Source organism: Agreia sp. PsM10 (assembly GCF_030433855.1).
Classification (GTDB): Bacteria; Actinomycetota; Actinomycetes; order Actinomycetales; family Microbacteriaceae; genus Agreia.
Genome location: NZ_JARUXC010000006.1, coordinates 206,260 through 231,101, shown reverse-complemented (window position 1 = coordinate 231,101; position 24,842 = coordinate 206,260). Strand labels below are relative to the sequence as shown.

21 protein-coding genes are annotated in these 24,842 nt (G+C 66.8%); 8 read left to right on the top strand and 13 right to left on the bottom strand.

Going from position 1 to position 24,842, the window contains the following annotated elements:
• Positions 1 to 4: 4 nt before the first annotated feature.
• Positions 5 to 1,012 (top strand): aldo/keto reductase, encoded by a 1,008-nt coding sequence (locus QCD70_RS10065; RefSeq protein ID WP_301215703.1) that lies wholly within the window; start codon positions 5 to 7, stop codon positions 1,010 to 1,012.
• A 23-nt stretch (positions 1,013 to 1,035) separates the two neighbouring features.
• Positions 1,036 to 1,758 carry a GntR family transcriptional regulator gene (locus QCD70_RS10060; RefSeq protein WP_301215702.1) on the top strand — a complete coding sequence of 241 codons (723 nt, stop codon included), beginning with the start codon at positions 1,036 to 1,038 and terminating at the stop codon, positions 1,756 to 1,758.
• 43 nt (positions 1,759 to 1,801) lie between these two features.
• Here the strand turns inward: QCD70_RS10060 and QCD70_RS10055 are convergent, their stop codons facing one another.
• From QCD70_RS10055 to QCD70_RS10040, 4 genes are read right to left on the bottom strand one after another with little or no spacing between them, the layout of a single operon-like run.
• Entirely contained in the window at positions 1,802 to 2,125 is a 324-nt protein-coding gene (locus QCD70_RS10055) for an L-rhamnose mutarotase (RefSeq protein ID WP_301215701.1), read from the bottom strand.
• A gap of 3 nt (positions 2,126 to 2,128) precedes the next feature.
• Entirely contained in the window at positions 2,129 to 2,983 is an 855-nt protein-coding gene (locus QCD70_RS10050; RefSeq protein WP_301215699.1) for an amidohydrolase family protein, read from the bottom strand.
• Positions 2,980 to 3,753, bottom strand: coding sequence for an SDR family NAD(P)-dependent oxidoreductase (locus QCD70_RS10045; protein ID WP_301215697.1), 774 nt, complete (start codon positions 3,751 to 3,753; stop codon positions 2,980 to 2,982). Before QCD70_RS10045 ends, QCD70_RS10050 begins: the two co-directional genes overlap by 4 nt.
• Positions 3,754 to 3,764: 11 nt before the next feature.
• Positions 3,765 to 4,613, bottom strand: a complete 849-nt coding sequence (locus tag QCD70_RS10040) for a fumarylacetoacetate hydrolase family protein (protein ID WP_301215695.1) — start codon at positions 4,611 to 4,613, stop codon at positions 3,765 to 3,767.
• Positions 4,614 to 4,712: 99 nt separating this feature from the next.
• On the opposite strand from QCD70_RS10040, the gene QCD70_RS10035 reads away from it, so the two are divergent.
• Complete coding sequence (locus QCD70_RS10035; protein ID WP_301215693.1) at positions 4,713 to 6,002, top strand: enolase C-terminal domain-like protein; 1,290 nt, start codon at positions 4,713 to 4,715, stop codon at positions 6,000 to 6,002.
• 4 nt (positions 6,003 to 6,006) lie between these two features.
• Complete coding sequence (locus QCD70_RS10030) at positions 6,007 to 6,684, top strand: FadR/GntR family transcriptional regulator (RefSeq protein WP_301215691.1); 678 nt, start codon at positions 6,007 to 6,009, stop codon at positions 6,682 to 6,684.
• Between the two features lie 18 nt (positions 6,685 to 6,702).
• Here QCD70_RS10030 and QCD70_RS10025 read toward each other — a convergent pair whose 3' ends face one another.
• Positions 6,703 to 7,566 carry an aminodeoxychorismate lyase gene (locus QCD70_RS10025; protein ID WP_301215688.1) on the bottom strand — a complete coding sequence of 288 codons (864 nt, stop codon included), beginning with the start codon at positions 7,564 to 7,566 and terminating at the stop codon, positions 6,703 to 6,705.
• A 49-nt stretch (positions 7,567 to 7,615) separates the two neighbouring features.
• On the opposite strand from QCD70_RS10025, the gene QCD70_RS10020 reads away from it, so the two are divergent.
• From QCD70_RS10020 to QCD70_RS10005, 4 genes are all read left to right on the top strand, one after another.
• The gene (locus QCD70_RS10020; protein ID WP_301215686.1) at positions 7,616 to 8,041 is read left to right on the top strand and encodes a YbjQ family protein; all 426 of its coding nucleotides are present in this window, start codon (positions 7,616 to 7,618) and stop codon (positions 8,039 to 8,041) included.
• Positions 8,042 to 8,077: 36 nt separating this feature from the next.
• Positions 8,078 to 8,899 (top strand): ammonia-dependent NAD(+) synthetase, encoded by an 822-nt coding sequence (gene nadE, locus QCD70_RS10015; protein WP_301215684.1) that lies wholly within the window; start codon positions 8,078 to 8,080, stop codon positions 8,897 to 8,899.
• Between the two features lie 155 nt (positions 8,900 to 9,054).
• Complete coding sequence (locus QCD70_RS10010) at positions 9,055 to 9,570, top strand: septum formation family protein (RefSeq protein ID WP_301215682.1); 516 nt, start codon at positions 9,055 to 9,057, stop codon at positions 9,568 to 9,570.
• 47 nt (positions 9,571 to 9,617) lie between these two features.
• A complete protein-coding gene (locus tag QCD70_RS10005; RefSeq protein ID WP_301215680.1) occupies positions 9,618 to 9,998 on the top strand; it encodes a hypothetical protein in 381 nt (126 codons plus the stop codon).
• Between the two features lie 248 nt (positions 9,999 to 10,246).
• Here QCD70_RS10005 and QCD70_RS19215 read toward each other — a convergent pair whose 3' ends face one another.
• The 8 genes from QCD70_RS19215 to kdpB all read right to left on the bottom strand — a co-directional run bounded on the left by QCD70_RS19215 (position 10,247) and on the right by kdpB (position 24,841).
• Positions 10,247 to 10,975 (bottom strand): TetR/AcrR family transcriptional regulator, encoded by a 729-nt coding sequence (locus tag QCD70_RS19215; protein WP_367316712.1) that lies wholly within the window; start codon positions 10,973 to 10,975, stop codon positions 10,247 to 10,249.
• Positions 10,959 to 12,095, bottom strand: coding sequence for a hypothetical protein (locus QCD70_RS10000; protein ID WP_301215679.1), 1,137 nt, complete (start codon positions 12,093 to 12,095; stop codon positions 10,959 to 10,961). The genes QCD70_RS19215 and QCD70_RS10000 overlap by 17 nt, the downstream gene beginning before the upstream one ends.
• Before the next feature lie 344 nt (positions 12,096 to 12,439).
• Positions 12,440 to 14,170, bottom strand: a complete 1,731-nt coding sequence (locus tag QCD70_RS09995; RefSeq protein ID WP_301215677.1) for a sigma-70 family RNA polymerase sigma factor — start codon at positions 14,168 to 14,170, stop codon at positions 12,440 to 12,442.
• A gap of 116 nt (positions 14,171 to 14,286) precedes the next feature.
• Positions 14,287 to 18,252, bottom strand: coding sequence for a DUF7507 domain-containing protein (locus QCD70_RS09990; protein WP_301215675.1), 3,966 nt, complete (start codon positions 18,250 to 18,252; stop codon positions 14,287 to 14,289).
• Positions 18,253 to 18,785: 533 nt separating this feature from the next.
• Entirely contained in the window at positions 18,786 to 19,472 is a 687-nt protein-coding gene (locus QCD70_RS09985) for a response regulator (protein ID WP_301215673.1), read from the bottom strand.
• A complete protein-coding gene (locus tag QCD70_RS09980; RefSeq protein WP_301215671.1) occupies positions 19,469 to 22,042 on the bottom strand; it encodes an ATP-binding protein in 2,574 nt (857 codons plus the stop codon). Before QCD70_RS09980 ends, QCD70_RS09985 begins: the two co-directional genes overlap by 4 nt.
• Positions 22,043 to 22,044: 2 nt before the next feature.
• Positions 22,045 to 22,656: a potassium-transporting ATPase subunit KdpC gene (gene kdpC / locus QCD70_RS09975; protein WP_301215669.1), complete on the bottom strand. Its 612-nt coding sequence runs from the start codon at positions 22,654 to 22,656 to the stop codon at positions 22,045 to 22,047.
• Between the two features lie 79 nt (positions 22,657 to 22,735).
• Entirely contained in the window at positions 22,736 to 24,841 is a 2,106-nt protein-coding gene (kdpB, locus tag QCD70_RS09970; RefSeq protein WP_301215668.1) for a potassium-transporting ATPase subunit KdpB, read from the bottom strand.
• Position 24,842: the final 1 nt, after the last annotated feature.

Genomic DNA, 24,842 nt, shown 5'->3' with positions numbered 1-24,842 from the left:
ACCGGTGAACGAGACGACCCTGGGCCACGAGACGGCGACGCGCCCGTTCGGCCGCGGCGGCCTGCGCGTCGGGCCTGTGGGCTTCGGCGCCGCCGGGCTCGGCAATCTCTACGGCGCCCTTCCCGACGACGTGTGGCCCGGATGCGTGCCCGCCGCCTGGGCGTCGGGCATCCGGTATTTCGATGTGGCGCCGCACTACGGCCTTGGTCTTGCCGAGCAGCGACTGGGCGAGTCGCTGGCCGGCCTGCCCCGCGACGAGTACGTGCTGTCGACGAAGGTGGGCCGCATCATCGTGCCGCGCGAGAACCCCGAGGGCGCGAGCGACATGGCGAACCTGTTCGACGTTCCGGCCGACCGCGATCGCATCGTCGACTACTCCCGCGACGGCGTTCTGCGCTCGGTGGAGGGCAGCCTCGAACGGCTGGGGATCGACCGCATCGACGTGCTGTTCGTGCACGATCCGGACGAGCACTATCGCGAGGCGCTCGACGGCGCGTTCCCGGCACTCGACGAGCTGAGGTCGCAGGGCGTCATCCGCTCGTACGGCGCGGGCATGAACCAGTCGGCGATGCTCACGCGTTTCGTCGAGAACACCGACCTCGACATCGTGATGCTGGCCGGGCGCTTCAGCCTCCTCGATCAGAGCGGCCTCGCCGACCTCCTGCCGGCCGCGCTCGCCCGAGGGGTGTCGATCGCCGCGGCGGGCGTCTTCAACTCCGGCATCCTGGCGACCGATCGGCCGTCGCCCGACGCGCACTACGACTACGCGGCCGCATCCGGCGATCTCGTCGCGAAGGTCGACGCCATCGCCGACATCGCCGAGGCGCACGGCTTCACCGTTCCCGAGCTGGCCGCCCAGTTCCCCCTGCGGCATCCGGCCGTCTCGACGGTCGTGCTGGGTGCCCGCGACGCGCGACAGGCCGAACGCAACGCGAGCCTTCTCGCCCGCACCGTTCCCGACGAGATCTGGTCGGAGCTGGCGGAGGCGGGCCTCGTCTCCCGGCCATCGTGAGACAACGCAATAACATGGGCCACATGAGCATGAGCGCCGACGACGGGTCGAGGTTCCTTCCCGCGCGCCGTGCGCTCGCCGACGATGTGTACGACGCCGTGCTCGAGCTGCTCATGGACCAGGTGATCGAACCCGGGTCGCGAGCGAGCATCGACGGCATCGCCCGCCAGCTGAACGTGTCGCCCACGCCGGTGCGCGAGGCCCTGGCCCGCCTCGAGTCGGAGGGTCTCGTTCTCAAGCAGGCGCTCAAGGGCTACACGGCGGCGCCGCTGCTCGACGACGACGGGCTGCGCCAGCTGTTCGAGATGCGCCGGCTGCTCGAGCCCACGGCCACTCGTCTCGCCGTGGAGCGGCTCACCCCCGAGGCCCTGGCCGAGCTCGAGCGCCTGGCGATCGAGATGCACCGCAGCGGCGAGGCGTCGCAGTCGGGCGACGACCGCTTTCAGGACTACAAGGACTTCATGAACCAGGATGCGCAGTTCCACAAGCTCATCGCCGAGCACTCGGGGAATGCGCTGCTCTCCGACGCCATCGTGCGGCTGCGTTCGCACATGCACCACTACCGTCTGTTCTTCAAGCACGGGGTCGCCGACGAGACGTCGGGTGAGCACGAGGCTGTTCTCGAGGCGCTGCGCAGCGGAGATGCCGCCGCCGCAGAGAGCGCGATGGTCGAGCACATCTCGCACTCGTATGTGCGCATCGCATCGGCTATCGGCGCCGGCGCGCCGGAGCCGAATCGCTCGTAGACGTCATCCCTAGACATCGGATGTCTGACTCGGGCCGGCACCGCTAGTCCTGTTCGCTGAGCCTCCACACCTGCGGCACCACGAGCCCGGCGTGACCCGGGCCCACCGTCTCGAAATGGTCGACGAAGGGCCCGATCATGTCCTGCCAGCGGGCGTTGGCCGGGTCTGAGTCGAGGGCCGTCATGGCTGCTTCGAAGTCGTCGCAGTCGACCACGTGGAAGAGGTCGCGGCCGCTGCGCCAGATCGTCCAGTCGTGGATTCCGACCCGCGCGAAGCTCTCGACGAGGTCGGCCGGAATCGTGGCGTGGGTGCTGTCGTAGCCGTCTTCGAGGCCTTCGCGCACGACGGAGTGCAGGGCGACGCGCATGGGTCAGTCCTTTCGGGGTGGGGGGACGGGTCGGTAGACGCCGGCCGCCGTGCGGCCGAAGATGTCGTCGCGCTCGCTCTGCGAGAGCCCCGACGTCAGCTCGCGGGCGGCATCCGCCCAGCTCGTCAGACCGCCGGTCACCCGCGTGAGCGGCCAGTCGCTGCCGAACATCAGGCGGCTCGGCCCGAACGCCTCGAGGGCGAGCTCGACCGGCTCGCGCAGCTCGTCGATCGACCACGTCGACCAGTCGGCCTCGATCACCAGACCAGAGAGCTTCGCGTGCACGTTGCGCGAGGCGGCGATCGCCCGCAGACCCGCCGACCAGACGGTGAGGTCGCCGCCCGCGATCGGCGGCTTGCCGAGGTGATCGAGCACGAAGGTGACGGCCGGATGCTCGGCCGCGAGCGCCGCCGCATCGGAGAGCTGATCGGGGCGCACCACCAGGTCGAACACGAGTCCCGCCTCGGCGAGCGCCTCGAGGCCCGTGCCCACGTCGGGGCGTCGCAGCCAGTGGTCGTCGGGATCCTGGTGAGCCAGGTGCCGGATTCCCACGAGGTGGTCGCCGCCGGAAGTCTGCCGCACGCGCTCCAGCTGGGACGCCACGTCGGTCGTCAGGTCGATCCAGCCGACCACGCCGCGAACGCCCGGATCGGCCGCGAGCGACAGCAGGTCGATGGTCTCGGATGCGCTGTTCGCCGACTGCACGAGGATCGTGCCGTCGATGCCCGCCTCGCGCTGCGCCTCGTGCAGGTCGTCGAGCCAGAAGTCGCGGTCGATCGGCGCCATGGAGGCGCCGTCGATCCAGGGCTGCGGCGTGCGATCCCTCCGCCAGAGGTGCGCGTGGGAGTCGAGGATCACGAGGCGGCCTCTCTCGGCTCGGCGGGGCGCAGGCGCAGCTCCTGCATTCCGCCGTCGACCGCGATGCTCGTGCCGGTGGTCGAGCGGCTGCGCGGGCTGGCGAGATAGCAGACGGCGTCGGCGATCTCGGATGCCGCGACCAGGCGGCCGTGCGGCTGCCGCGCCTCGAGGGCCGCTCGTTCGGAGGCCGGGTCGGCAGCACTGTCGAGCAGGCGCCCCACCCACGGCGTGTCGGCCGTGCCCGGGTTCACGCAGTTCACACGCACGCCCTCGCGCAGGTGATCGGCCGCCATCGCTCGGGTGAGCGACAGCACGGCACCTTTCGACGCGCTGTAGAGCGCACGCTGCGGAAGGCCTGCGGTGGCCGCGATCGAGCAGGTGTTCACGATGGATGCGGCCGTCGACGTCCTGAGATGCGGCAGCGCTGCCCGGCTCACGCGGGCGATGCCGATCACGTTCACGTTGAGCACGCGCGTCCACTCGTCGTCGGGGTTGTCCTCCACGGTTCCCTGGGCTCCGATGCCGGCGTTGTTGATCACGATGTCGAGCGATCCGTACTCGGCGACCACCGCATCCACCGCCCCGCGCACCGACGCGTCGTCACCGATGTCGGTCGCCACGGCGAACGCGTCGAGGTGCGCGCCGTCGATCCTCAGGTCGAGCACCGCCACCCGGGCACCGCGATCGATGAGTTCGGCCACGATGGCCGCGCCGATTCCCGACGCCCCACCCGTGACGAGGGCCACCAGGCCGTCGAATTCCTGTGCCATGTCTGCTCCTCCTATGCCTGGCCGAAGTGCTGGCGCTGGCGGCCGAGCCCCTCGATCTCGATCTCGACGACGTCGCCCTCGGCGATGTACGGGAACCGGCCCGAGAGCGCGACCCCCTCCGGTGTTCCCGTGAGGATCACATCGCCCGGCTCGAGCGCGAGGTACTGGCTGAGGTGCCACACGATGTGATTCACGTCGAAGATGAGGTCGGCGGTCGACGAGTCCTGACGCGGTTCGCCGTTCACCCAACTGCGCAGGCGCAGATCGCTGGGGTCTACCTCGTCGGCGGTGACCAGCCACGGGCCGAGCGGCGTGAAGCCCGGAGCAGACTTGCCCTTGCTCCACTGGCCGCCCGACTCGGCGAGCTGGAAGTCGCGCTCCGACAGGTCGTTCGCGGTCAGATAGCCCGCGATGTGCCGCTCCGCGTCGGCCGGCGAATCGAGGTAGAGGGCGCGCTCGCCGATCACGACGCCGAGCTCGACCTCCCAGTCGGTCTTCACGCTGCGCCTCGGAATGTCGACCTCGTCGAAGGGGCCGCCCACCGTGTTGGTGGTCTTGAGGAACAGGATCGGGATCTCCGGCGGCGCCGAGCCCGACTCGGCCGCGTGCGCCGCGTAGTTCATGCCGATGCACAGGATCGACCCCGGCCTGGCAATGGGCGCGCCGACCCGCAGCTCGGCCGCCCCCTCGAGCTCGGGCAGCCCGCCTGCGTCGCGCGCCGCCGCTATGCGGTCGAGCTCCGTGGATGCGAGGTGTGCGCCGTCGAGATCGGTCACGACGCCGCGCAGGTCGAGATGGCGGTCGCCATCGATCAGCACGGGGATCTCGTGGCCCACCGGGCCCAGTCTGGCGAGTTTCATCGATGCTTCCTCTTCGAAGTGGGTCGTGACGGACGCCGTGTTTGACAGCGCAGACATCCTATGTTTAGGCTCGGCACCACCGTAGCCCGAAGGAGCGCAATGAGCAAGATCACCGAGTTCCGCCTCAGCGACGTGAGATTTCCCACGTCGTTGTCGCTCGACGGCTCCGACGCGATGAACCCCGACCCCGACTATTCGGCCGCCTACCTGGTGATCGGCACCAACGCATCCGACGGCCACGAGGGGCACGGCTTCGTCTTCACCATCGGCCGTGGCAACGACGTCGAGGTCGAGGCGATCCGCTCTCTCGAGCCCTATTTCGTTGGCCGAGAGGTCGAACCGCTGCTCGCCGACATGGGCGGCACGTGGCGAGAACTCGTCTACGACTCGCAGCTGCGCTGGCTCGGACCGGAGAAGGGCGTGATGCACATGGCCATCGGCGCCGCGGTGAACGCTCTGTGGGACCTGCGGGCCAAGCGCGAAGGACTGCCCCTCTGGCAGCTTCTCTCGCGGCTGACTCCCGACGAGATCGTCGATCTGGTCGACTTCCGCTACCTGTCCGACGCGCTGACCCGTGACGACGCGCTGCAGATCCTGCACGCGGCGCAGGAAGGCCGAGATGGCCGCGAGGCGTCGCTGATCGAGCACGGCTACCCCGCCTACACGACCACTCCGGGATGGCTGGGCTATTCCGACGAGAAGCTGGCGCGACTGTGCTCCGAGGCGGTCTCCGACGGCTTCACCCAGATCAAGCTGAAGGTCGGCGCTGACCGGGCCGACGACATCCGGCGCCTGGCGATCGCCCGCGACACGGTCGGGCCCGACGTGCGCATCGCCGTCGACGCGAACCAGCGCTGGGATCGTGACGAGGCCATCGACTGGATCTCGGAGCTCGCGCCCTTCGACCTCGCCTGGGTCGAGGAGCCGACGAATCCCGACGACGTGCTGGCCCACGCCGCCATCTCACGCGCCATCGCCCCCACCCCTGTGGCCACGGGCGAACACGGCGCCAACAGGGTGATGTTCAAGCAGTTCCTCCAGGCGGATGCGCTGCAGATCCTCCAGATCGACGCGACCCGCGTGGCCGGCGTCAACGAGAACATCGCGATCCTGCTGCTCGCGGCCAAGTTCGGCGTACCGGTCTGTCCGCACGCCGGCGGCGTCGGCCTGTGCGAGCTGGTGCAGCACCTGGCGATGTTCGATTCGATCGCGGTCTCGGGCACGACCGAGGGGCGACTCATCGAATTCGTCGATCACCTGCACGAGCACTTCGTCGAACCGGTCGTGATCCGCAATGGGCGCTACCGGGCACCCCAGCAGCCGGGGTCGGGCGCGCAGATGCTCGCCGAGACGGTCGAACGGTTTCATTTTCCGGCCCGGCTAGGCTGACCCGGTGGCAGTGACGGATGACGCGATCTCGACGATCAAGGCGATGATCGTCTCCGGCGAGCTGAAGCCCGGGCAGCGACTGCCGCCGGAGAAGGAGCTGAGCGAGACGCTCGGCCTGTCGCGCAATTCGCTGCGCGAGGCGGTGAAGTCGCTCGAGATCATCCGGGTGCTGGATGTCCGCCGCGGCGACGGCACGTACGTCACGAGCCTCGAGCCCCGGCTGCTGCTCGAGGCGATGGCATTCGTCGTGGACCTGCACCAGAACCAGTCGATCGTCGAGATCTTCGACGTGAGGCGCGTTCTCGAACCGCACGCCGCCGCTCTGGCAGCCACCCGCATCACCGACGAGGAGCTGGAGCGGCTCCGCTCCTCGCTCGACGCCGTGTCGCTCACCACCTCGGTGGAGGAGCTCGTGGCTCACGACCTGGAGTTCCACCGGCTCATCAGCGAGGCCGGCGGCAACGCCTACCTGGCGAGCCTGCTCGACAGCATGTCGGGCGAGACGATCCGGGCCCGTATCTGGCGAGGCATCACCCAGGAGGGCTCCTCGGCACGCACCCTCGCAGAGCACGCCGCCATTCTGCAGGCCCTCCAGAACCGCGATCCCGAGATGGCCCGAGCCGCCCTCACGGTGCACATCGGCGGCATCGAGTCGTGGATCCGCTCCGCACTGGAGCACTGACCTCGAGCGCGGCCTTCCCTACTCGCGGCGCCCCAGCAGGTAGGCCGTCATCCGCGCGCTGAGGTCGGCGTCGATCTCCCGCTCGACACCGTCGAGGCTGTTGATCGGAACCGCCTGCCGCACGCTCGACACCAGCCAGAGCGCATCGGCCGACGCGAGCTCGGCGACGGGAACCAGCGCGTACTCCGTCGCCAGACCGATCGAGGCGGCGAAGTCGAACACGCTCGCCTGCGTCGTTCCGGCCAGGATCCCCTGGTCGGTGCGGGGCGTGACCAAGGTGTCGCCCCGACGCAGGATGACGTTGGCCGTGGGGCCCTCGAGAACGTACCCGTCGCTCGACGTGAAGATCACGTCGTCGGCGTCGCGGCGCTCGGCCTCCCGCAGCGCCGCGCGATTCACTGCGTAGGAGAGCGTCTTCGCGCCCTGGAGCAGCCAGGGTGAGGTCTGGGCGACGTCGTGCCTGAGGCCCCGGTCGAGAGTCACGGCTCGGATGCCCTCGGTGCGAGCCCGCGCGAAGTCGCCCGCCTCGGCGGCATACGCCCATCCCGTGGGGACTCCCGTTCCCTCGATGCCCCGGGTCATGACCGTCTTGACGTAGAGCTCGGCGACGTCGTCGTGCGCCTCGATGGCCGCGAGCACGGCCCTCCTGTAGAGGTCGAGATCGGGCTCGGGCAGGTCGAGCAGGCGCGCCGAGCGCGCGAAGCGGGCGAGATGAGGCTCCAACGCCTGCGCCCGGCCGTCGCAGACGCTGATCGTCTCGAAGATGCCATCGCCCCGGGTCACCCCGAGGTCCATGACCGACACGTGAGGAGTCTCGGGGTCGGCCCGCACGCATCCGGCTTCGGCAGAGACAAGGAACAGCACGGGGCGCGACGAACTCATACCGAGAAAGGTACCCGCATGACGGCGTCGTCGCCGCTAGCATCGAGCCATGATCGTCGTGACAACCAATGAGATCGCCGGCCACCGCATCGATGCCGTCTTCGGCGAGGTGATGGGCCTCACCGTGAGATCGCGCGACATCGGCGCGCAGTTCACGGCCAGTTTCCGCGCCCTCGGCGGCGGCGAGCTGCCCGAGATGACCAAGGCCCTGTACGAGAGCCGCCAGGAGGTCATGCACCGCATGGTGCTCGAGGCCGAAGCCAAGGGCGCGAACGCGATCGTCGCCATGCGGTTCGACACCTCGGAGATGGGCACCAACTGGACCGAGGTCTGCGCCTACGGCACGGCCGTCTTCGTCATCCCGCTGGGTCGCGGAGAGGCCGGAGCAACCGGGCAGTCGGCCTACATCGTCGAGTCCGCGGCGGCCGTTCCGACGCCGGCGCAGGCGGATCAGACTCCTCCCACGCAGCTTTAGGCGCGTCGAGGCGCTGTTCGGCGTAGCTTTGTACTCATGCGCGAAGAACAGGCCCACATCATCGATGCCCTCACCGTCCTGCCCACAATCGACGCTCACGCCGAGATCGAACGCCGCACGTCTTTTCTCGTCGACTACCTGCGCCGCACGGGGGCCAAGGGTCTCGTGCTCGGCATCAGCGGCGGCCAGGACTCGTCGCTCGCGGGTCGCCTCTGCCAGCTGGCCGTCGAGCGCCTCCAGGGCGAGGGCGTGCAGGCGACCTTCATCGCCGTGCGCCTGCCGTACGGCGTTCAGGCCGACGAAGACGACGCCCAGCTCGCGCTGACGTTCATCAAGCCCGAGCGCGTGATCACGTTCGACATCAAGCGAGGAGTCGACGGCATCGCCGCGGAGTTCATCGACGCTGTCGGGCGTCCCATCTCCGACTTCAACAAGGGCAACGTCAAGGCCCGCGCCCGCATGGTCGCCCAGTACGCCATCGCCGGCGACGAGGGCCTGCTGGTCGTGGGAACCGACCATGCCGCCGAAGCCGTGACGGGCTTCTTCACCAAGTTCGGCGACGGCGGCGCCGACATCCTGCCGCTGTCGGGCCTCACCAAGCGGCAGGGCCGCGCGCTGCTCGAAGCACTGGATGCGCCCGAGCGGCTCTACCTCAAGGCCCCGACGGCGGACCTGCTCGACGACACCCCCGGCCAGACCGACGAAGCCAACCTCGGGCTCACCTACGCCGACATCGACGACTTCCTCGAGGGCAAAGAGGTCGCCGACAGCGTGGCCGACGCGATCATCGCGCGCTACGCGGCGACAGAGCACAAGCGCTCGCTCCCGGTCGGCCCCGCCGACTCCTGGTGGAGGTAGCGGGCCCAACCGCTCGGCACCTACTCAGTCGCACGCTGCCGTTGCTCAGATTCTGCCGCCGGGCTGCTCACGTCTGACCGCGCGCCCGCGGGCGGCCCACACGGATGCCACGATGAGGATTCGACCACGTCCTCTACGAAAGGCCTCACCAGCTCATGCCCACGATCGCCCAGCGCACCTTCACGCCACTCGCCGCCGTATCCCTGATGATCGGGCTCTTCGCCCTCACGGGCTGCAGCGTCATCGACTCGATCACGCCGAAAGACGAGGCAGTTCGCGATGACGAGACCAGCGAGGTCACCGAGGCCGGGCAGGCCGACGTGTTCACGGTCGCGGTGGGCGACTGCTTCAACGATGTGAGCAGTGAGGAGATCAGCGAGGTTCCCGTCGTTCCCTGCGACCAGCCGCACGACTTCGAGGCGTACAGCGCATTCGACCTCGCGGGCGATGAGTTTCCCGGAGACGATGCCGTGACCCAGCAGGCCGGCGACGGCTGCACCCCCGCCTTCGCCGAGTTCAACGGCGTCGGCTACGACGACTCGACCCTGTACCTGGGCTACCTGCTCCCCACCGAAGACAGCTGGACCGAGCAGGGCGACCGCGAGGTGCTCTGCTACATCTACGAGGAGAACGTGAAGACCACGGGAACCCTCCAGGGCGCCGCGCGCTGACGCACAGCTACCGCCCGCCGTGCCGCACCTGCCGCTAGGGTCGGTGCATGGCATCCAGTTACGACTTCTTCATCTCCGGCGACCACAACGCGGCGAAGACCCTCATCGGCGACGCGCTGACGGCCGAGGGGTTCACCATCACGATCAACACCGATGGTGGCTTCCATGCCGTTCGCGGCAGCACCGCTGCGACGGTCCTCTGGGGAGGCCTCGCGGGCAAGAAGCTGCACATGGCGTTCGACACCCAGTTCTTCGTCGACGACCGGGGACAGCTCGTCGCCCGTCTCGTGCGCGACCTGGGCACGAGCGCTCTCAAGGGCGGAGCGCTCGGAGCGTCGAGGACCGCGACCGCATTCGAGGCGACCTCGCACGCGGTCGGCACGGCACTGACCAACGCCGGGGTCCTCACGTCTAGCATCGCTAACTAGCGCGAGTGCCTGTCTCCCAAACGGCGCTTCTACCCTCCGGTGGATAATCCCCCAGCTCAACAGGACGGGCTGCGCAGGGGAAAGCTGCGCAGCCCGCAGAAGGAGCAGAAGAGTGGACTGCCCAAGGAGAAGAGTGAATCTCTGCGCCCTAGTCGAAGAGTGCACCGTGGCGGTAAAGGTTGCCACTGCGAATCCAGTAATTAACCTCACTTTTCACCCGTGAAACCATTCATCGTGCAACCCCGCGTTTAGATGAGTTTCGAACCAGAAATCTGCCCAACCACGACTCCGAGAAGTTCTTCGCAGGTTCTTAATCGCGTCTCACGCCACGTTCGCGTTGCAGGATGGGATGCGTTGAGGAGAACAGCATCCATCAGGGCAATGAGATTGACGCACTGCCTCAGGCTGACGTCGCCTGCAGGTGATTGTCCTTCTTGCACTACTCGCGACCAGACTGATGCCGCGAACTGAGAGACGTGATCATGGCCAGGTTTCATCCGCGTCATGTTCGTGGCGAGAGATGTCGATCCTGTGGCACTCAGGTGAAGCTCCACCATTGCTCGAACCGCCTCCCTCACAACGTGCTGGGCGCTCCTGATGTGATCGACGCATAACCGAGCTGCGAAGAGCGCCTCGAGACGTTCAAGGTCCCGCGCCACGACCGCGTCTATCAGCGAGACGTTATCCGGGAAGTATCGATAGATCGTTGACGCAGTCACCCCCACTATGTGGGTCACCCTCTTCAGGGTCACACCATTTACACCCCTGAGCAGAATCCCATCGCGGGCGGCATCGATAAATGAGTTGACAAGATCAATCGATCGCTGCTGCCGCGGAAGAGCCCGAACCGTTCGTCGTTCGCACGCGACATCATGTGCGACTCGATCGAGATGGACCGCTGTCTGTTGAAGGGGCCGGGTTCTTTGAAGGTTGTCGTCTTTGACGTCGCGAGGGGCTGCGTCAGCTGCGGCTACCACGTCGATTTCCCCGGCGACGGAGACCAGTGACAACCAGCCCTGCGGCAACCATGCACAGAGAAACGGCAACGGCAGGCCAGCTCTCGAAAATACTGAATCCAGTGTTCGCCAGGATCGGTTGCTTAGGCGACCGGGGGTCACTGGCCGGGGGCAGACTCGGCTGGGTAGTCGGTAACTCGCAGCTGTCGGTTCGCGCCTCGCCAAGTTGATCAAGCGGGAGTTGCTCGATGAGGTACGGGTAATTTGGATCGTTTGTGATGTTCAGAGGGAAGAGAAATACTGCGTTTGCGGTGACCGTAGGGTCATTGATCTGACCTTGATAAATGGCGTTGCCATCCAGGTTGAGGTCGGAGCCGACGTAGGCCGGCACAATGTAGCTGGGGCTAGAGAGTATGTTCTCTGGAGCTGACATGGCTGCGTTCTCGACAACGGCGGGGTCATCATCGCCTGAGCCATCAAAGAGGGATCGGCCGTCATGATCTGCGTCACCCGGCCAGAGTACGGCGACACCATCGATTATTTGCCGTTCGACGCCGTGGTAGTCGATAACCGCGCCGCCGTCGATGACATCGATTCGGTCCCACACCGGTGTCGCCGGGTCGGTGAAATCGATCATGGGTATCGTGCCGGACGTGAGCGAAATCGGAGCTTCGGTCATGACTCCGAGGTGATTGCGGTGCTCGACAGCGAGGTAGTAGTCGCCGGAGGGAACGGTGAACGACAGTGAACGAGCGAGGTCGCCGTCTCGCTCTACGGGCACAGTGTCAGTCGCGATGATGAGACGAGGATCTGCCGGGTCTCGCAGCTCGAACAGCATCCAGTCGACGAAAGACGATGGGCCGGAGGTCGAGGGGTCGCCGAGTTCGAGGGTGGAAGCCTCACCACCCCTCATGATGAATCCGAGGTCTCGATATGGTTCGGTCGTAGGAAGCTCCCCCGAGGTTCGCAGAGCGTCCCCCATAAGCCCCGTCTCTGGAACATAGGGTCCCGACAACAGAACGCGTGCGTCGACCGAGATCGGAGCGCACTGAGCTGCCTGGACCGCCCCGGAGCTGACGGCGATACTCGCACCGACAAGTATCACTGCGGGTAGCGCGATCTTTGCTGCATTCGATCTCACGGGTGTGCCTCTCATCGACGGTGATGCCGCAGCGGGTGCACGTGACATCTATATTGAAGAGACGTTCAGATGTTCGATTTCAAACGGCGATCGCACGACGCCTTTCGTCCTCTCGGCGCGGGACGAGCAAGCGCCGATTTCACTTTGCGTTCCACCCTCCTGACGGAGTGACGTAGATGAGGGCCGCAGGACGGATGGGGACCCGAAGTCTCTGCGACCCTCTACCCAAGAGACGAGTCAGAAGTCGATTATCGACGCGAATGCTCGAGGAAATTTTTCTTGAACTCTCACCGGTGCTTCGTACTGTCCGTTGAGGCGACGCCATCGAGCCGCGTGCACGGCTCCTAGGCCAGACTTTCTGGCGCGGCTCGGCCGTCCGCGATGTACCGGGCGATGAACAATCCGGTGGACGGCGGCCTGACAGAAATGGTCACTTTGCCCAAAGGCCCGATTGTCAACGGATCACTCACCCAGTCGACGTCGCCTGCCTCATTCGTATGAGTGACAATGATGCTCTCGCCGGGCGCGCCCCGAATGTCGAGTGTCGCCTCGGTGGAGTTTGCTGTACGGAAGGTGGTGAGCGCTGGCGGTGCGCGGACGACGAGTGTTTGGATTGCCGACGCCTTCGATACTCGGGCCGCGTGGCCCGTGGATGAGGCTTTCTGGATTGCTACGATCCGTGAGGTACCCGGTCTTATGCCTATAAGGTCAACGCTCCAATTGCCGGATTGGCTGGCCACGACCGTCCACTGGGTGACATCCGTTGGTGTGGGTGTCTCGGTTTTGGGTCGAATTCGGGTAACCGTAATGAGCGCGCCCGGGTAGGCGCTGCCTGAGACCGCCGGGTAGGCGAAAGTGGGTGTTTCCACGTGAGAGAAGACCGGTGCGCCCAGACCTGACCCCGATTGGGGGTTCCCGGGGTTGGAGGGGTCTGGCGATGCCTGTGCCCGGTCTGGTGAAGTAAAGCTCGGCCGAGGATCGTCTTGGGGTTCTGACCCATCTGATTGAGAGATATCGTTCGCCCTCGGGGTGGTCGTCGGGTCCGCGGTGTCGCCGGGCTTCGAGTCATTGTCGTCAGATTCGGATGGAACGACGCTCGAGGTAAGGTGCTGCGGGCTCGTCGTGGCAATCTCATCCGACGAGGTTCGTGACGATTCCTGAGGTAGCGCGATCAAAGCGACCAGAACGATGAGGGCCAGGAGTGACACAACAGACAGCATCGTGACCTTCCATCCCACTGTGTCCGCGACGGCCCCCTCCGGGCCCTCCCCGGCGCGAACAGATGCGTCATCATGCGCGGTAGAAGACGTTTCTGAATATGCTGCGGCGATCGCGGCGCCGACAGATAGTGGTAGCAACACCAGCGCCAGTTTCGACGAAAGAGACGCGGCTTCCGCCGCTATTGCGCGGCAGTCTGCGCAGGTCAGAAGATGCGCCGCGACTTCGGCCGTTGCGCGAGCTCCGAGACCGCCTCGGACATATGCGGGAAGATTGAGGAGTACGGCGTGGCAACCCGGGTCCAGGGTCGCCGCATCGAGGTGGAGAGCGATCCACGCTTGTCGCAGACCCTCCCGCGCCCGACGCGCCAAGGCCGTCACCGCCGACGGCTTTATGCCAAGATGCTCGGCGATGTGCCGCGGCTTCATGGACTCGACGTCGGTGTACCAGAGCACCTCTTGCCAGCGCGGCGGCAGGGCACGGAACGCCTCGGCGATCATGGAACGATCAAGGCGGGCCATGACTGCGTCCTCGCTGCTGCTCGGATCTCCTAGCTCGTCGAGTTCGTCGACATTGAGCTCGTGCTGCCGCCGCCCGAGCGACGAGGCGATATTGCGGATTGTCGTGAACAGATAGGGACGGAATGCGCCGGTGGGCCCCAGTCCGCGTTGGAGCGCATCGAAGATCCGCACGAACGCCTCGGATACGAGATCATCGGCGTCGAACGTGCTGAAGGATGCGGCGACGGCACGCGCGGCCTTGGCGTGCCTTTTCCACAGTTCTGCGAACGCGGCCTGATCCCCTGAACGCGACGCGTCCAGAAGCATCGCATCGGAGAGCGAAGAGGGGTCGGTCATATGTGTATCTCTGGGTTGGCAGACGGGAACCGGACGGCGAAGGTTGGGGGTCCTTCGCCGTCCGGCAGTTCAGGGCTAGCGCGGGGCGGTGGCGGGAGTGCCACCGCCCCACGGGCCTACTTCCCGTGCTGCAGTCTCCGCCGCCGCATCATCAGGACGGTTCCGAGAAGCAGCAGGAGCAGGGCTCCCATCGCTCCGGAGGTCACATCGATACCGGTGTTGGGCAGCGATACCGTCGACGCACCGGGCGGTGCGTAGGTCGGTGTCTTCACACGATCGGTGCTCGTCGGCGGAGTACCTGTCGGCGGAGTACCGGTCACGGTCGCGACGTTCACGAGATCTCCCGTGGTGTCAGCCGCGGTCAAGATGTAGCTGCCGGTGAAGACGACCTGCTCGCCCGGGGCGAGGGTTCCCGTGAAGCCGGCGGGGGCATCCGGGCCGGTCGTCAGCTTCAGCTTCTGGCCGGCCGCGTTGGTGAACGAATCCTCCGTGACGGTGACGTCGCTCAGGGTGACGTTGCCGGTGTTGCGCACCGTGAAGATGTACTTCACCGTTTCGCCTGCGACGAAGCCGACTCCGTTGGCCGGCTTATTGGCGACCCCCTTCACCAGGCTGATGCCAGGGGCCGGGGTGCCCGTGTTGATCGACACGTCGCTATCATCGGTCACCTGCTGGAAAGCAGGCGAGAGCCCCACGACGTGGGCCGAGTTATCGATCGAACCGGCGGCATCCACGTCTGCCTGGGTGACGACGTAAGTGGCGGTGAAGGTCACCGAAGCGCCGGACGCCAGCGTTCCATCGAAGGGCGACGGCACGGAGGCGACGATCGGTGTCGTCAGAGTCAGCACGTCACCCGCGCCGTTGGTGAACGACGTCTCGGTGACGGTCACCCCGGTCAGCGGAGTCGGACCCGTGTTGGTTGCCACGAAGGTGTAGGTCACCGTTTCACCGGCCTGGTACTTCTCTCCGTTCGCGGGCGGCGATGCGCTCTTGACCAGCGAGATGTCGGGTGACGAGATTCCCGCGTCTTGGGCGAGGTTGTCGCTGTCGACTCCGAGGGTGATGGGCGCGGCCGACTGGGTTCCGAGTCCAACGGGAACTCGGGAGTCGTTGCTTCCATCGCCCGCGTTCTGAATCGTGAACTCCTCACCGCTGGGTGCGGTGAACGACACGGTGTAGGTGCCTGCCCTGAGGTTGCTGAACAAGTACGACCCGTCAGCGGCCGTGGTGGTCGACGCCGACACGGGGTTACCGAGGTCGTCGGTTCCTGCGAGTGTGACCGTCACACCCTCGACTCCGGTCTCGCCCTCATCTTGCAGACCGTTGTAATTGGCGTCGTTCCAGACGACGTCACCGATGGTCGACGCGATCACGTCGACACGCACCGGGGCGGTCGGCGGGATGACGTTCGTCAAGCCGGACACACGCGCCCCGGCGACGTTGTTGATGTAGTGGTCGCCTTCCTGGTTCGCGAGGCCGGTGAATTGCAGGGTGACCCCGCCGACGGCTGCATCCGGAATCGTGGTGACCGTGATTCTCACCGCGGTGGTGTTCGCCGGGCAGGCCGTCGACCACGTGTTGGTGTTGGTCGCCGGATCGGCCCCGATCGTGCCGTGCGCGTCGGTCGTGCACTCCACGACCGCGTTCGAGGGAACCCCTGTAGCGCCGGCGAAGTCGGCCTGTCCTGTGTAGGAGGTTCCTCGACTGTCGCCGTTGTATGGCAGCTCGTCGATCAACTGCGCCTGTGCGACGGTGTTGCCTGTGTTGTTGCGGTACGAGATTGTGTAGCGGAACGAATCACGCACCTGAACCAGCGGCGTGTCGGTTGTCTTGGCGATCGAGAACTGGGCCTGGTTGAGAATCACGATGTCGTAGACCGCAGTGCGGCGCGACAGGTCGATCGGGTCGGCTCCATCGAACGACACCACGGCGGTGTTCGACGCGTGCGTTCCATTCGGGGTCGTTCCGAGTGTGGAGACCTGGTACGTGATAGCCGGCAGCACCGTGTTGGGCGTCTGCGTGCCGAGAGCGAAGGTGAGAACGTCGCCTGTCTCGCCTGTGTCACCGGTGCAGGGGATGCCATCGGTACCGGTGTTGCCGGGGGTAAGGGTGACGGGCAGAGACGCCGAACTCGCCACGTACTGCAGGCAGCTGGGCAGGGTATCAACGACCGTCACGTTCTCCACCGGCGCCGGAGTGTCCGCCGCCGTGGTGAGAGTGGGCTGCAGACGGTAGGTCAGTGATTGGCCGGCCAGCACGGAGCTCGCCGCAGGAACTGTGGTCTTGGAGATTCCCGCCTGGGCCGGAGTGAGGGTCAGGCGGTCGCCGACACCCCCCGTGTTGGAGTTCTTGTCGTAGTTGGAGTTACTCCAACCGCCACCGAAGTTGACATTGGCCCAGTCGCCGATGATCGTTCCGTAGGGATTGTCCACGGCGACGAATCTGACCCGGAAGAGGTCTTGCTCGTTAGGTGTCATATCCCACTTCGGTAGGAAACGAATTGCGTTCACCACGGATGCTCCGCCTGCAGCGGCGATGCTCGGGTACCACGTGCCGGTGCCGCAGTTGAGGTTTCGGCGGTCGTCGTCGTTGGTCAGCGGGAAGGCGCCGAATTCGACGGTGTACTGGGACGGATCCATAAGCGTGGTGGAGTTGCGGAGCACGTCTCCTGCGGCGGTTATCTGTTGTGTTGCCGGGTCCCAGATATCGCAGATGCCCTGGCCGGTGAAGTCCGTCACGCCGACATTGGCGATGACGAGTTGGCTCTGGTACTCGGTTCCGGGTGCGACGACTCCATTGCCCGCGTGTGCACCGGTTCCTCCCCCGGCATAGGCGGAGGCATCCATGGTGAGGAGGTACTTGTCGTGCGCGCCCTGCGTGGCGACCATTGTGAAGGAAAAGCAGTTGTTGTTGGCCCGGGTGGAGTTGTCGCTGACGAACTCGCAGGCGGGAGTTGTGGGGTCACTGCCGGACTCGTAGCCGGTACCGAAGTTGGACTGACCGGAGATCGAGTCGGGGTCGAAGCCTCGGAACTGGTTCGTGGTGTCGATAGAACCACCGGCGTCGACGATGTCCGAGGTCGGGATGAACAGGAACACGATCCCAGTAGCGACGTAGTTACTTCCGCCGGCGACCGGGTTCGAATCAGCGCTGAGCGTCGGGATGCTGTCGGCGCTGAGGTCGGCGCCGGTAACAGTTACCTGAATGTCGGTGCCGGCACCGTTGGGCTGGGTGCAGTTTGTTGTGCCCGAGTTGGCGACGGAGTTGCCGGCATTTGCGGCCGGGGTGATTCCGATCGCCGAATACGGCATGTGGTATCCCTCGTAGCCCGCGGTGATCGCCGGGCACGAGATGAGCTGCGCGTTAGGGGAAACTCCGCTGACGTCGTCAACGAAAGTGAAGGGGCTGGTGAGGTTCTCGCTGCCTTTCAAGGAGGTGGGCGCGGAAACGGCCCACACGTATGAGGCGTAGCGGCCGAGTTCGCCGTTGAGGACAGTCGCTGCTGAGAAGGCGAAGATGTTTTTCTTCAGATCGAAGTTGGGGGCTGCGACGATGGTGGTCAACTGCGTCCCTGCGTCGACGCTGTCCACTGTCAGTGCCGTAGTGATGACAGTGCCGTTCGGGTTCGTGCCGTCGACCGTGACGTTGATCGGAATGGAGCCGGTCGTATTCGCGGGCAAAGCGACCTGGCAGGTGATCGTCAGGCCGTCGGCGCTGATCGATCCGCCGTTCGGGCCCGTGCACAGCACGAGGCTGCTCTCACTGAAGGTAACGCCTGTGGTTGGCGCCGAGATCGTCTGAACGAAGGTGGCGTCGACAGCCGTCTCATCGGTGTTGTACTGCCACCCGTAAGCGACGGTGTCGTGAGTGCGAACGAGACCGTTGTTCGCGTCGGCGTCCAATTCGTCGAACGGTCCGGTTCCGTCGCTGATAACTCCGAGTTGGGCGCTGATGACAGCGGCCTGGGCTGGCAGGCCTCCAACAAAGATCGTGGAGATGAGCGTGAGCAGGGTCGCTACCGCGGCCAGCGCATATCTCGCTCTGCGCGGCGGGTGGGCCGCTTGGGTCGGTGCTGTGGTCATTTTGGGTCCCCTTCGAATGTGCATACAGATTGATCGGCGGCATCCCCAAATGCGCGCCAAGGTGGTGAGTGAGATGCTCACAACAGGCCTCTTTTGGGAGTTCCAGTTGCGGAGAACGGCAGGAAGCCTGCCGGTCTTATGAGAAGAGACGCGCGCTCTGTCGTTTTCGAACGCGGCTATCCGAGGTTTCTTCACATTCAGGAGGAGCGGAATGTGTTGAACCTAAATTGATCATGAGCCCAGGTCTCTGGAAGCGATGACAACTAGCAGACTCGATCCACCCTTGGACCTTCATCGAACTGCTCGCGTCACCTGATTGCGCAATGTCTTTCCCACATCCGCAGACAGACGAGGTAGGCCTATAGATCGGTCAGGACCCCCCCGTTAGTAATCCTCATTTAATAGGTCAGCGCCGTACGACGCATTCCCCCAATGAGAGGGGTGCTGGCCAGCCCGCCCTCCTAACCACACGGGACGAGCGTGACCTTCTGAGCGCGCATCCCGAGCGGGTCGAGCGCCAGGTGTTCTAGCCGTCACAGAACGAAGCGGTAGCCCATGCCGGCCTCGGTAAGCAGGTGGCGGGGCCGCGCCGGTTCGCGTTCGAGCTTCTTGCGCAGCTGGGCGAGATACACGCGCAGGTAGCCCGAGTCGTTCGTGTGGTTCGGCCCCCACACCGCGGTGAGCAGGGCCGCCCGCGTGACGAGACGACCGGGGCTCCGCACCAGGGTCTCGAGAATGATCCATTCGGTCGGCGTGAGCCTCACGGTCTCGTCGCCACCGGCATCCGATCGCTTGGTGACCCGCTTGGCCGAGAGGTCGACGGTGACGTCGCCGAAGGCGATCAGCGCCTCGTCGCCGGCCGAGGGCACCCGCCGGGTGAGGGCCCGGATGCGCGCGAGCAGCTCGTCGATGGCGAACGGCTTGGTGACGTAGTCGTCGGCGCCCGCGTCGAGCGCGAGCACCTTCTCCGCCCCGTCGGTGCGACCCGAGACCACGAGAATGGGCACCTGCGACCAGCCGCGCAGACCCTCGATGACCTCGATGCCCGTCAGCTTCGGCATGCCGAGATCCAGCATGACCAGATCAGGATGCTCGTCGATCGCCGCGTTGAGGGCCTCGGCTCCGTCGCGGGCCACCACCACGTCGTAGCCGCGGGCCCGAAGCGTCACCGAGAGGGCACGCAGGATCTGGGGATCGTCGTCGGCGATAAGAATCTTCATTGCTGCTCCTCGAGCTCGTCGGCCGCCCGCTCATCCGGTGCCGTGGGCAGCGAGACGACCATGGTCAGCCCGCCTCCGGGGGTGTCCTCTGCCTCGATCGTTCCGCCCATGCCCTCGACGAAGCCCTTCGACAGGGCGAGGCCCAGCCCGAGGCCGGTCGAGTTGTCGGTGTCTCCGAGGCGCTGGAACGGAACGAAGATCTCATCCCGCCGCTCGCCAGGAACTCCCGGCCCGCTGTCGACGACCCGCAGTTCGACGCGACCGCGGAAGTCGCTGGCCGACAGACGCACCCTCGCGCCATCCGGCGAGAACCGCACGGCATTCGAGAGCAGATTCACCAGCACGCGCTGCAGCAGGATCTCGTCGGCCAGCACGGGTGGCAGCGCGTCGGCGCCGAGCGAGAGCTCCACGCGATCGGGGCCGAGCTCCAACTCGTCGAGGGCGGGAACGATCACGTCCTCGACGTCGATCGGGTGCACCGAGACCGCCAGCACCCCCGCCTCGACCCGGCTCACGTCGAGCAGATCGGTCACGAGGGTGGCCAGCGCGTCGAGGCTCTCCTGAGCCGTGTCGAGCAGCTCCGCCCGATCATCCGGGCTGAGCTGCACCTCTGTCGAGCGCAATCCGCTGACCGCGGCCGTCGCCGCCGTCAACGGGCGCCGCAGGTCATGGCCGACCGCCGCGAGAAGGGCGCTGCGCATACGATCCGCGATCGCGAGTGGCCCGACCTCGCTCGCGGTCGCGGCCAGGTCCCTGTGCTCGAGCGCCTGCTCCATCTGCGCGGCGATGACGCCGAGCAGGCGACGCTCGGATGCCGCGAGGTCGGGGCCGCACAGCTCGAGCGTGGCGCGGTCGCCGACGGGCACGCTCGAGTCGACGCCGTTCGTCGAGACGCGCCCGTTCGTCGAGCCTGTCGAGACGGGTTTCCCTTCGACAGGCTCAGGGAACGGCGCAGTCGACACGGCCAGAACACTGCCGTCGTCGCCCTTCAAACGCACCTCGCGCAGGCTGAAGGCCTCCCTGGTCCTGTCGACGAGCGCCTGAAGCGCGTCCTGTCCGCGAAGCACGCTGCCGGCGACGGTCGCGAGCAGTTCCGACTCGGCGGCCGCCCGTCGCGCCTGCCGGCTGCGCCGCGCAGCGGTGTCGACGACCACGCTGACGAGCACGGCGTTCACGACATACAGGCCGAGTGCGAGCAGGTGCAGCGGCTCGCCCACCGAGACCGTGTAGAGCGGATCGACGAAGAAGAAGTCGAGCGTGAGGCCCGACAGCAGCGCGGCGAACAGCGCCGGCCAGATGCCGCCGACCAGCGCCACGAGAACGACCAGCAGCTGAAACGTCAGCACGTCCGAGGTGATCGACTCGTCCGACCTCAGCGATACGAGCAGCCAGGTCACCAGCGGCCCCCCGCCGAGGGCGAGCGCGAATCCGAGCACGCGACGGCGCACGGTCAGCGATCCGGTGAAACGCGGAAGAGAGAGCCGCCCTCCGGCGGCCGCGTGCGTCACGATGTGCACGTCGATGTCGCCGGATGCGCGGATCACGGTCGCGCCGATGCCCGGCCCCGACAGGGCCGCGCTCAGCCGGCTGCGACGGCTCACGCCGATCACGAGCTGGGTCGCGTTCACGCCGCGCGCGTAGTCGACGAGGGCGGCCGGGATGTCGTCGCCGACCACCTGGTGGAAGGTTCCGCCGAGCGATTCCACGAGCGATCGCTGAGCCGCCAGTGCGCCGGGATGCGCCGCGCGCAGGCCGTCCTGGCTGGTGACGTGAACGGCCACCAGCGTGCCGCCGGCCGAGCGGGCCGCGATGCGGGCCCCGCGCTTCAGCAGCGTCTCCCCCTCCGGTCCGCCGGTGAGGGCGACGACCACGCGCTCCCTGGCCTCCCACTTGCTCGCGATGCCGTGGTCGGCGCGATACGACGTGAGCGCCGAGTCGACCTCGTCGGCCAGCCAGAGCAGGGCGAGCTCGCGAAGGGCGGTGAGGTTGCCGAGCCGGAAGTAGTTCGAGAGCGCAGCATCGATGCGCTCGGCCGGGTAGACCCGCCCGTCGGCGAGCCGGTCGCGCAGGGCCTGAGGCGCCAGGTCGACGACCTCGAGCTGGTCGGCGGCGCGCACGACCCGATCGGGCACGGTCTCCTGCTGCCGGGCACCCGTGATCTGCTCCACGACGTCGCCGAGCGACTCGAGGTGCTGGATGTTCACGGTCGTCATCACGTCGATGCCGGCGTCGAGCAGCGCCTCGACATCGTTCCAGCGCTTCGGGTTGCGGGAGCCGGGCGCGTTGCTGTGGGCGAGCTCGTCGACGAGGGCGACATCCGGATGCCGCTCGAGCACGGCCTCCAGATCCATCTCGCTCAGCGTCACCCCGCGGTGGGTCACCGAGACACGCGGCACGACCTCGAGGCCGGCCACCATGCGGGCGGTGGCCTCGCGGCCGTGGGTCTCGACCACGGCCACGACCACGTCGCGCCCCTCGGCCGCAAGACGCGAGCCCTCTTCGAGCATCGTGTAGGTCTTGCCCACGCCGGGCGCGGCGCCGAGCAGCACGCGCAGCCGACCCCGCGACATCGTCAGTCGGCCAGCGCTGCGAGCGCGAGGTTGAGTTCGAGCACGTTCACGGTGGGGTCACCGAGAATGCCGAGGTCGCGGCCCTGGATGTGATTCTCGACGAGCTCTGCCACCTCGTCTTCGGGAAGATCGCGGGCCTCGGCGACGCGTGGCACCTGAAGGCGCGCGTACTCCGGGCTGATCTGGGGGTCGAGGCCGGATGCGGATGCGGTCACGGCATCTGCGGGAACCTCGGACTCCGACACGCCCTCCAGTTTAGCGACCGAGGCCAGACGGTCGCCGATGGCGGCGATGAGATCGGCGTTCTCGGGCCCGTAGTTGCTGCCGCTCGAGGCGGAGGCGTCGTATCCGTCGCCGGCCGCAGACGGGCGCGACTGGAACCACTCGGGCAGGGCCGCCCCGTCGGCGTCGGTGAACGACTGGCCGACGAGGGCCGACCCCACCACCCGGCCGTCGGCATCCTCGACCAGCTGGCCGTTGGCCTGGGCCGGCATCGCCAGCTGGCCGACTGCCGTGATGACGGCGGTGTATCCGACGCCGAGGACGGCGGTGAGAACCACCATGGCGCGAATCGCCACCCAGTACTGCCGGCCTGACCGTGAACGTGAACTCATTGTCGTGCTTCTCTCTCTATGAATGCGGCCCTTCGACAAGCTCAGGGAACGTTCCCTGAGCCTGTCGAAGGGAATGTGACTAGAAACCGGGGATCAGACTGACGACGAGGTCGACCAGCTTGATGCCGATGAACGGCGCGACCACCCCGCCGAGTCCGTAGACCAGCAGGTTGCGGCCCAGGATGCGCGACGCCGACAGCGCGCGATACTTCACGCCGCGCAGGGCCAGCGGCACGAGCACCACGATGATGACCGCGTTGAAGATGATCGCCGACAGGATCGCCGACGCCGGCGAGTGCAGCTGCATGATGTTCAGCAGCGCCAGGCCCGGGAACACCCCCGCGAACATGGCCGGGATGATCGCGAAGTACTTGGCCACGTCGTTCGCGATCGAGAACGTGGTGAGCGCCCCGCGGGTGATGAGCAGCTGCTTTCCGATGCGCACGATGTCGATGAGCTTGGTCGGGTCGCTGTCGAGGTCGACCATGTTGCCGGCCTCCTTCGCGGCCGAGGTTCCCGTGTTCATCGCCACGCCCACGTCTGCCTGGGCCAGGGCGGGAGCGTCGTTCGTGCCGTCTCCGGTCATGGCGACGAGGTTGCCGCCCTCCTGCTCGCGCTTGATCAGCTCGAGCTTCTGCTCCGGCGTCGCCTCGGCGAGAAAGTCGTCGACCCCGGCCTCGGCCGCGATCGCCGCGGCCGTGAGCGGGTTGTCGCCCGTGACCATCACGGTGCGGATGCCCATGGCCCGCAGCTCCGCGAATCGCTCGGCGATGCCCTCCTTCACGATGTCCTTCAGGTAGACGACACCCAGGATGCGGGCTTCGCCCGGCCGGTCCCCGACGGGCGCCGCCTTGGTGGCGACCACCAGGGGCGTGCCGCCGGCATTCGAGATGCGCTCGACGTGCTCGTCTAGCTGCGCGACCGTCGACGACGCCGCCCTTCCGGACTCCTCGACCCAGGCGAGCACGGCAGAACCGGCGCCCTTGCGGATCTGCGACCCGTCGGGCAGGTCGAGCCCCGACATCCGGGTCTGCGCGGTGAACGGCACGATCACGCCGTCGATGTCGACGGGCCGGTCGAAGCCCTTCGTCTCGGCGAGCGTCACGATCGACTTGCCCTCCGGCGTGGGGTCGGCGAGCGACGACGTGGCGGCGGCCTGGATGAGCTCCAGCGGTGCGACGCCGTCGAGGGCCGAGAACTCCGCGGCCTGCCGGTTGCCGTAGGTGATGGTTCCGGTCTTGTCCATGAGCAGCGTGGTCACGTCGCCCGCGGCCTCGACGGCGCGCCCCGACATGGCGAGCACGTTGTGCTGCACCAGGCGGTCCATGCCCGCGATGCCGATGGCCGAGAGCAGCGCGCCGATGGTGGTCGGGATCAGGCAGACGAGCAGCGCCACGAGCACGGGAACGCTGACCGACGCGGCCGAGTATCCGGCGATCGGGTTGAGGGTCAGCACGACCACCACGAAGATCACCGACAGGCTGGCGAGCAGGATGTTGAGCGCGATCTCGTTCGGCGTCTTCTGCCGGGCGGCCCCCTCGACGAGCGCGATCATGCGGTCGACGAACGTCTCGCCGGGCTTCGACGTGATGCGCACGACGATGCGGTCGGAGAGCACGCGGGTGCCTCCGGTGACGGCGCTGCGGTCTCCGCCGGACTCGCGCACGACGGGCGCGGACTCGCCGGTGATGGCCGACTCGTCGACCGAGGCGATGCCCCAGACGATGTCGCCGTCGCCGGGGATCAGCTCCTCCGCCTCGACCACGACGTGGTCGCCGAGGGTGAGCTCGGCGCTCGAGACGGGACGGGTCTGCGCACGCAGGCCGCCGGCATCCGTCTCGGCGTCGTATGACGCGATCACGTTCGCGGTGGTCGAGGTGCGGGTCTGGCGCAGGCTGTCGGCCTGGGCCTTGCCGCGGCCCTCGGCCACCGACTCGGCGAGGTTCGCGAAGATGACGGTGAGCCAGAGCCACACGGCGATGCCCGCCGTGAAGGTGACCGGCACGGTCGAACCGCCGGATGAGGCCGGCCCGCCGAGAAACGGCTCGGCGACGGCCAGCAGGGTCGTGAGCACGGCGCCGACCTCGACGACGAACATCACGGGGTTGTGCCACATCTGGCGGGGATCGAGCTTGCGGAACGCGCCGGGGAGCGCGGGAACGAAGGTCGTGGTGAGGGTGGACATG

Excerpts from the sequence above, each read along its gene's own strand:
- QCD70_RS09990 (WP_301215675.1), bottom strand. The coding sequence starts at position 18,252 with ATGACCACAGCACCGACCCAAGCGGCCCACCCGCCGCGCAGAGCGAGA.
- QCD70_RS10045 (WP_301215697.1), bottom strand. The coding sequence starts at position 3,753 with ATGGCACAGGAATTCGACGGCCTGGTGGCCCTCGTCACGGGTGGGGCG.
- QCD70_RS10060 (WP_301215702.1), top strand. The coding sequence starts at position 1,036 with ATGAGCATGAGCGCCGACGACGGGTCGAGGTTCCTTCCCGCGCGCCGT.
- QCD70_RS10005 (WP_301215680.1), top strand. The coding sequence starts at position 9,618 with ATGGCATCCAGTTACGACTTCTTCATCTCCGGCGACCACAACGCGGCG.
- QCD70_RS10020 (WP_301215686.1), top strand. The coding sequence starts at position 7,616 with ATGATCGTCGTGACAACCAATGAGATCGCCGGCCACCGCATCGATGCC.
- kdpC (WP_301215669.1), bottom strand. The coding sequence starts at position 22,656 with ATGAGTTCACGTTCACGGTCAGGCCGGCAGTACTGGGTGGCGATTCGC.
- QCD70_RS10025 (WP_301215688.1), bottom strand. The coding sequence starts at position 7,566 with ATGAGTTCGTCGCGCCCCGTGCTGTTCCTTGTCTCTGCCGAAGCCGGA.
- QCD70_RS10035 (WP_301215693.1), top strand. The coding sequence starts at position 4,713 with ATGAGCAAGATCACCGAGTTCCGCCTCAGCGACGTGAGATTTCCCACG.
- kdpB (WP_301215668.1), bottom strand. The coding sequence starts at position 24,841 with ATGTCCACCCTCACCACGACCTTCGTTCCCGCGCTCCCCGGCGCGTTC.
- QCD70_RS10040 (WP_301215695.1), bottom strand. The coding sequence starts at position 4,613 with ATGAAACTCGCCAGACTGGGCCCGGTGGGCCACGAGATCCCCGTGCTG.
- QCD70_RS10055 (WP_301215701.1), bottom strand. The coding sequence starts at position 2,125 with ATGCGCGTCGCCCTGCACTCCGTCGTGCGCGAAGGCCTCGAAGACGGC.
- QCD70_RS09995 (WP_301215677.1), bottom strand. The coding sequence starts at position 14,170 with ATGACCGACCCCTCTTCGCTCTCCGATGCGATGCTTCTGGACGCGTCG.
- QCD70_RS10010 (WP_301215682.1), top strand. The coding sequence starts at position 9,055 with ATGCCCACGATCGCCCAGCGCACCTTCACGCCACTCGCCGCCGTATCC.
- nadE (WP_301215684.1), top strand. The coding sequence starts at position 8,078 with ATGCGCGAAGAACAGGCCCACATCATCGATGCCCTCACCGTCCTGCCC.
- QCD70_RS09980 (WP_301215671.1), bottom strand. The coding sequence starts at position 22,042 with ATGTCGCGGGGTCGGCTGCGCGTGCTGCTCGGCGCCGCGCCCGGCGTG.
- QCD70_RS09985 (WP_301215673.1), bottom strand. The coding sequence starts at position 19,472 with ATGAAGATTCTTATCGCCGACGACGATCCCCAGATCCTGCGTGCCCTC.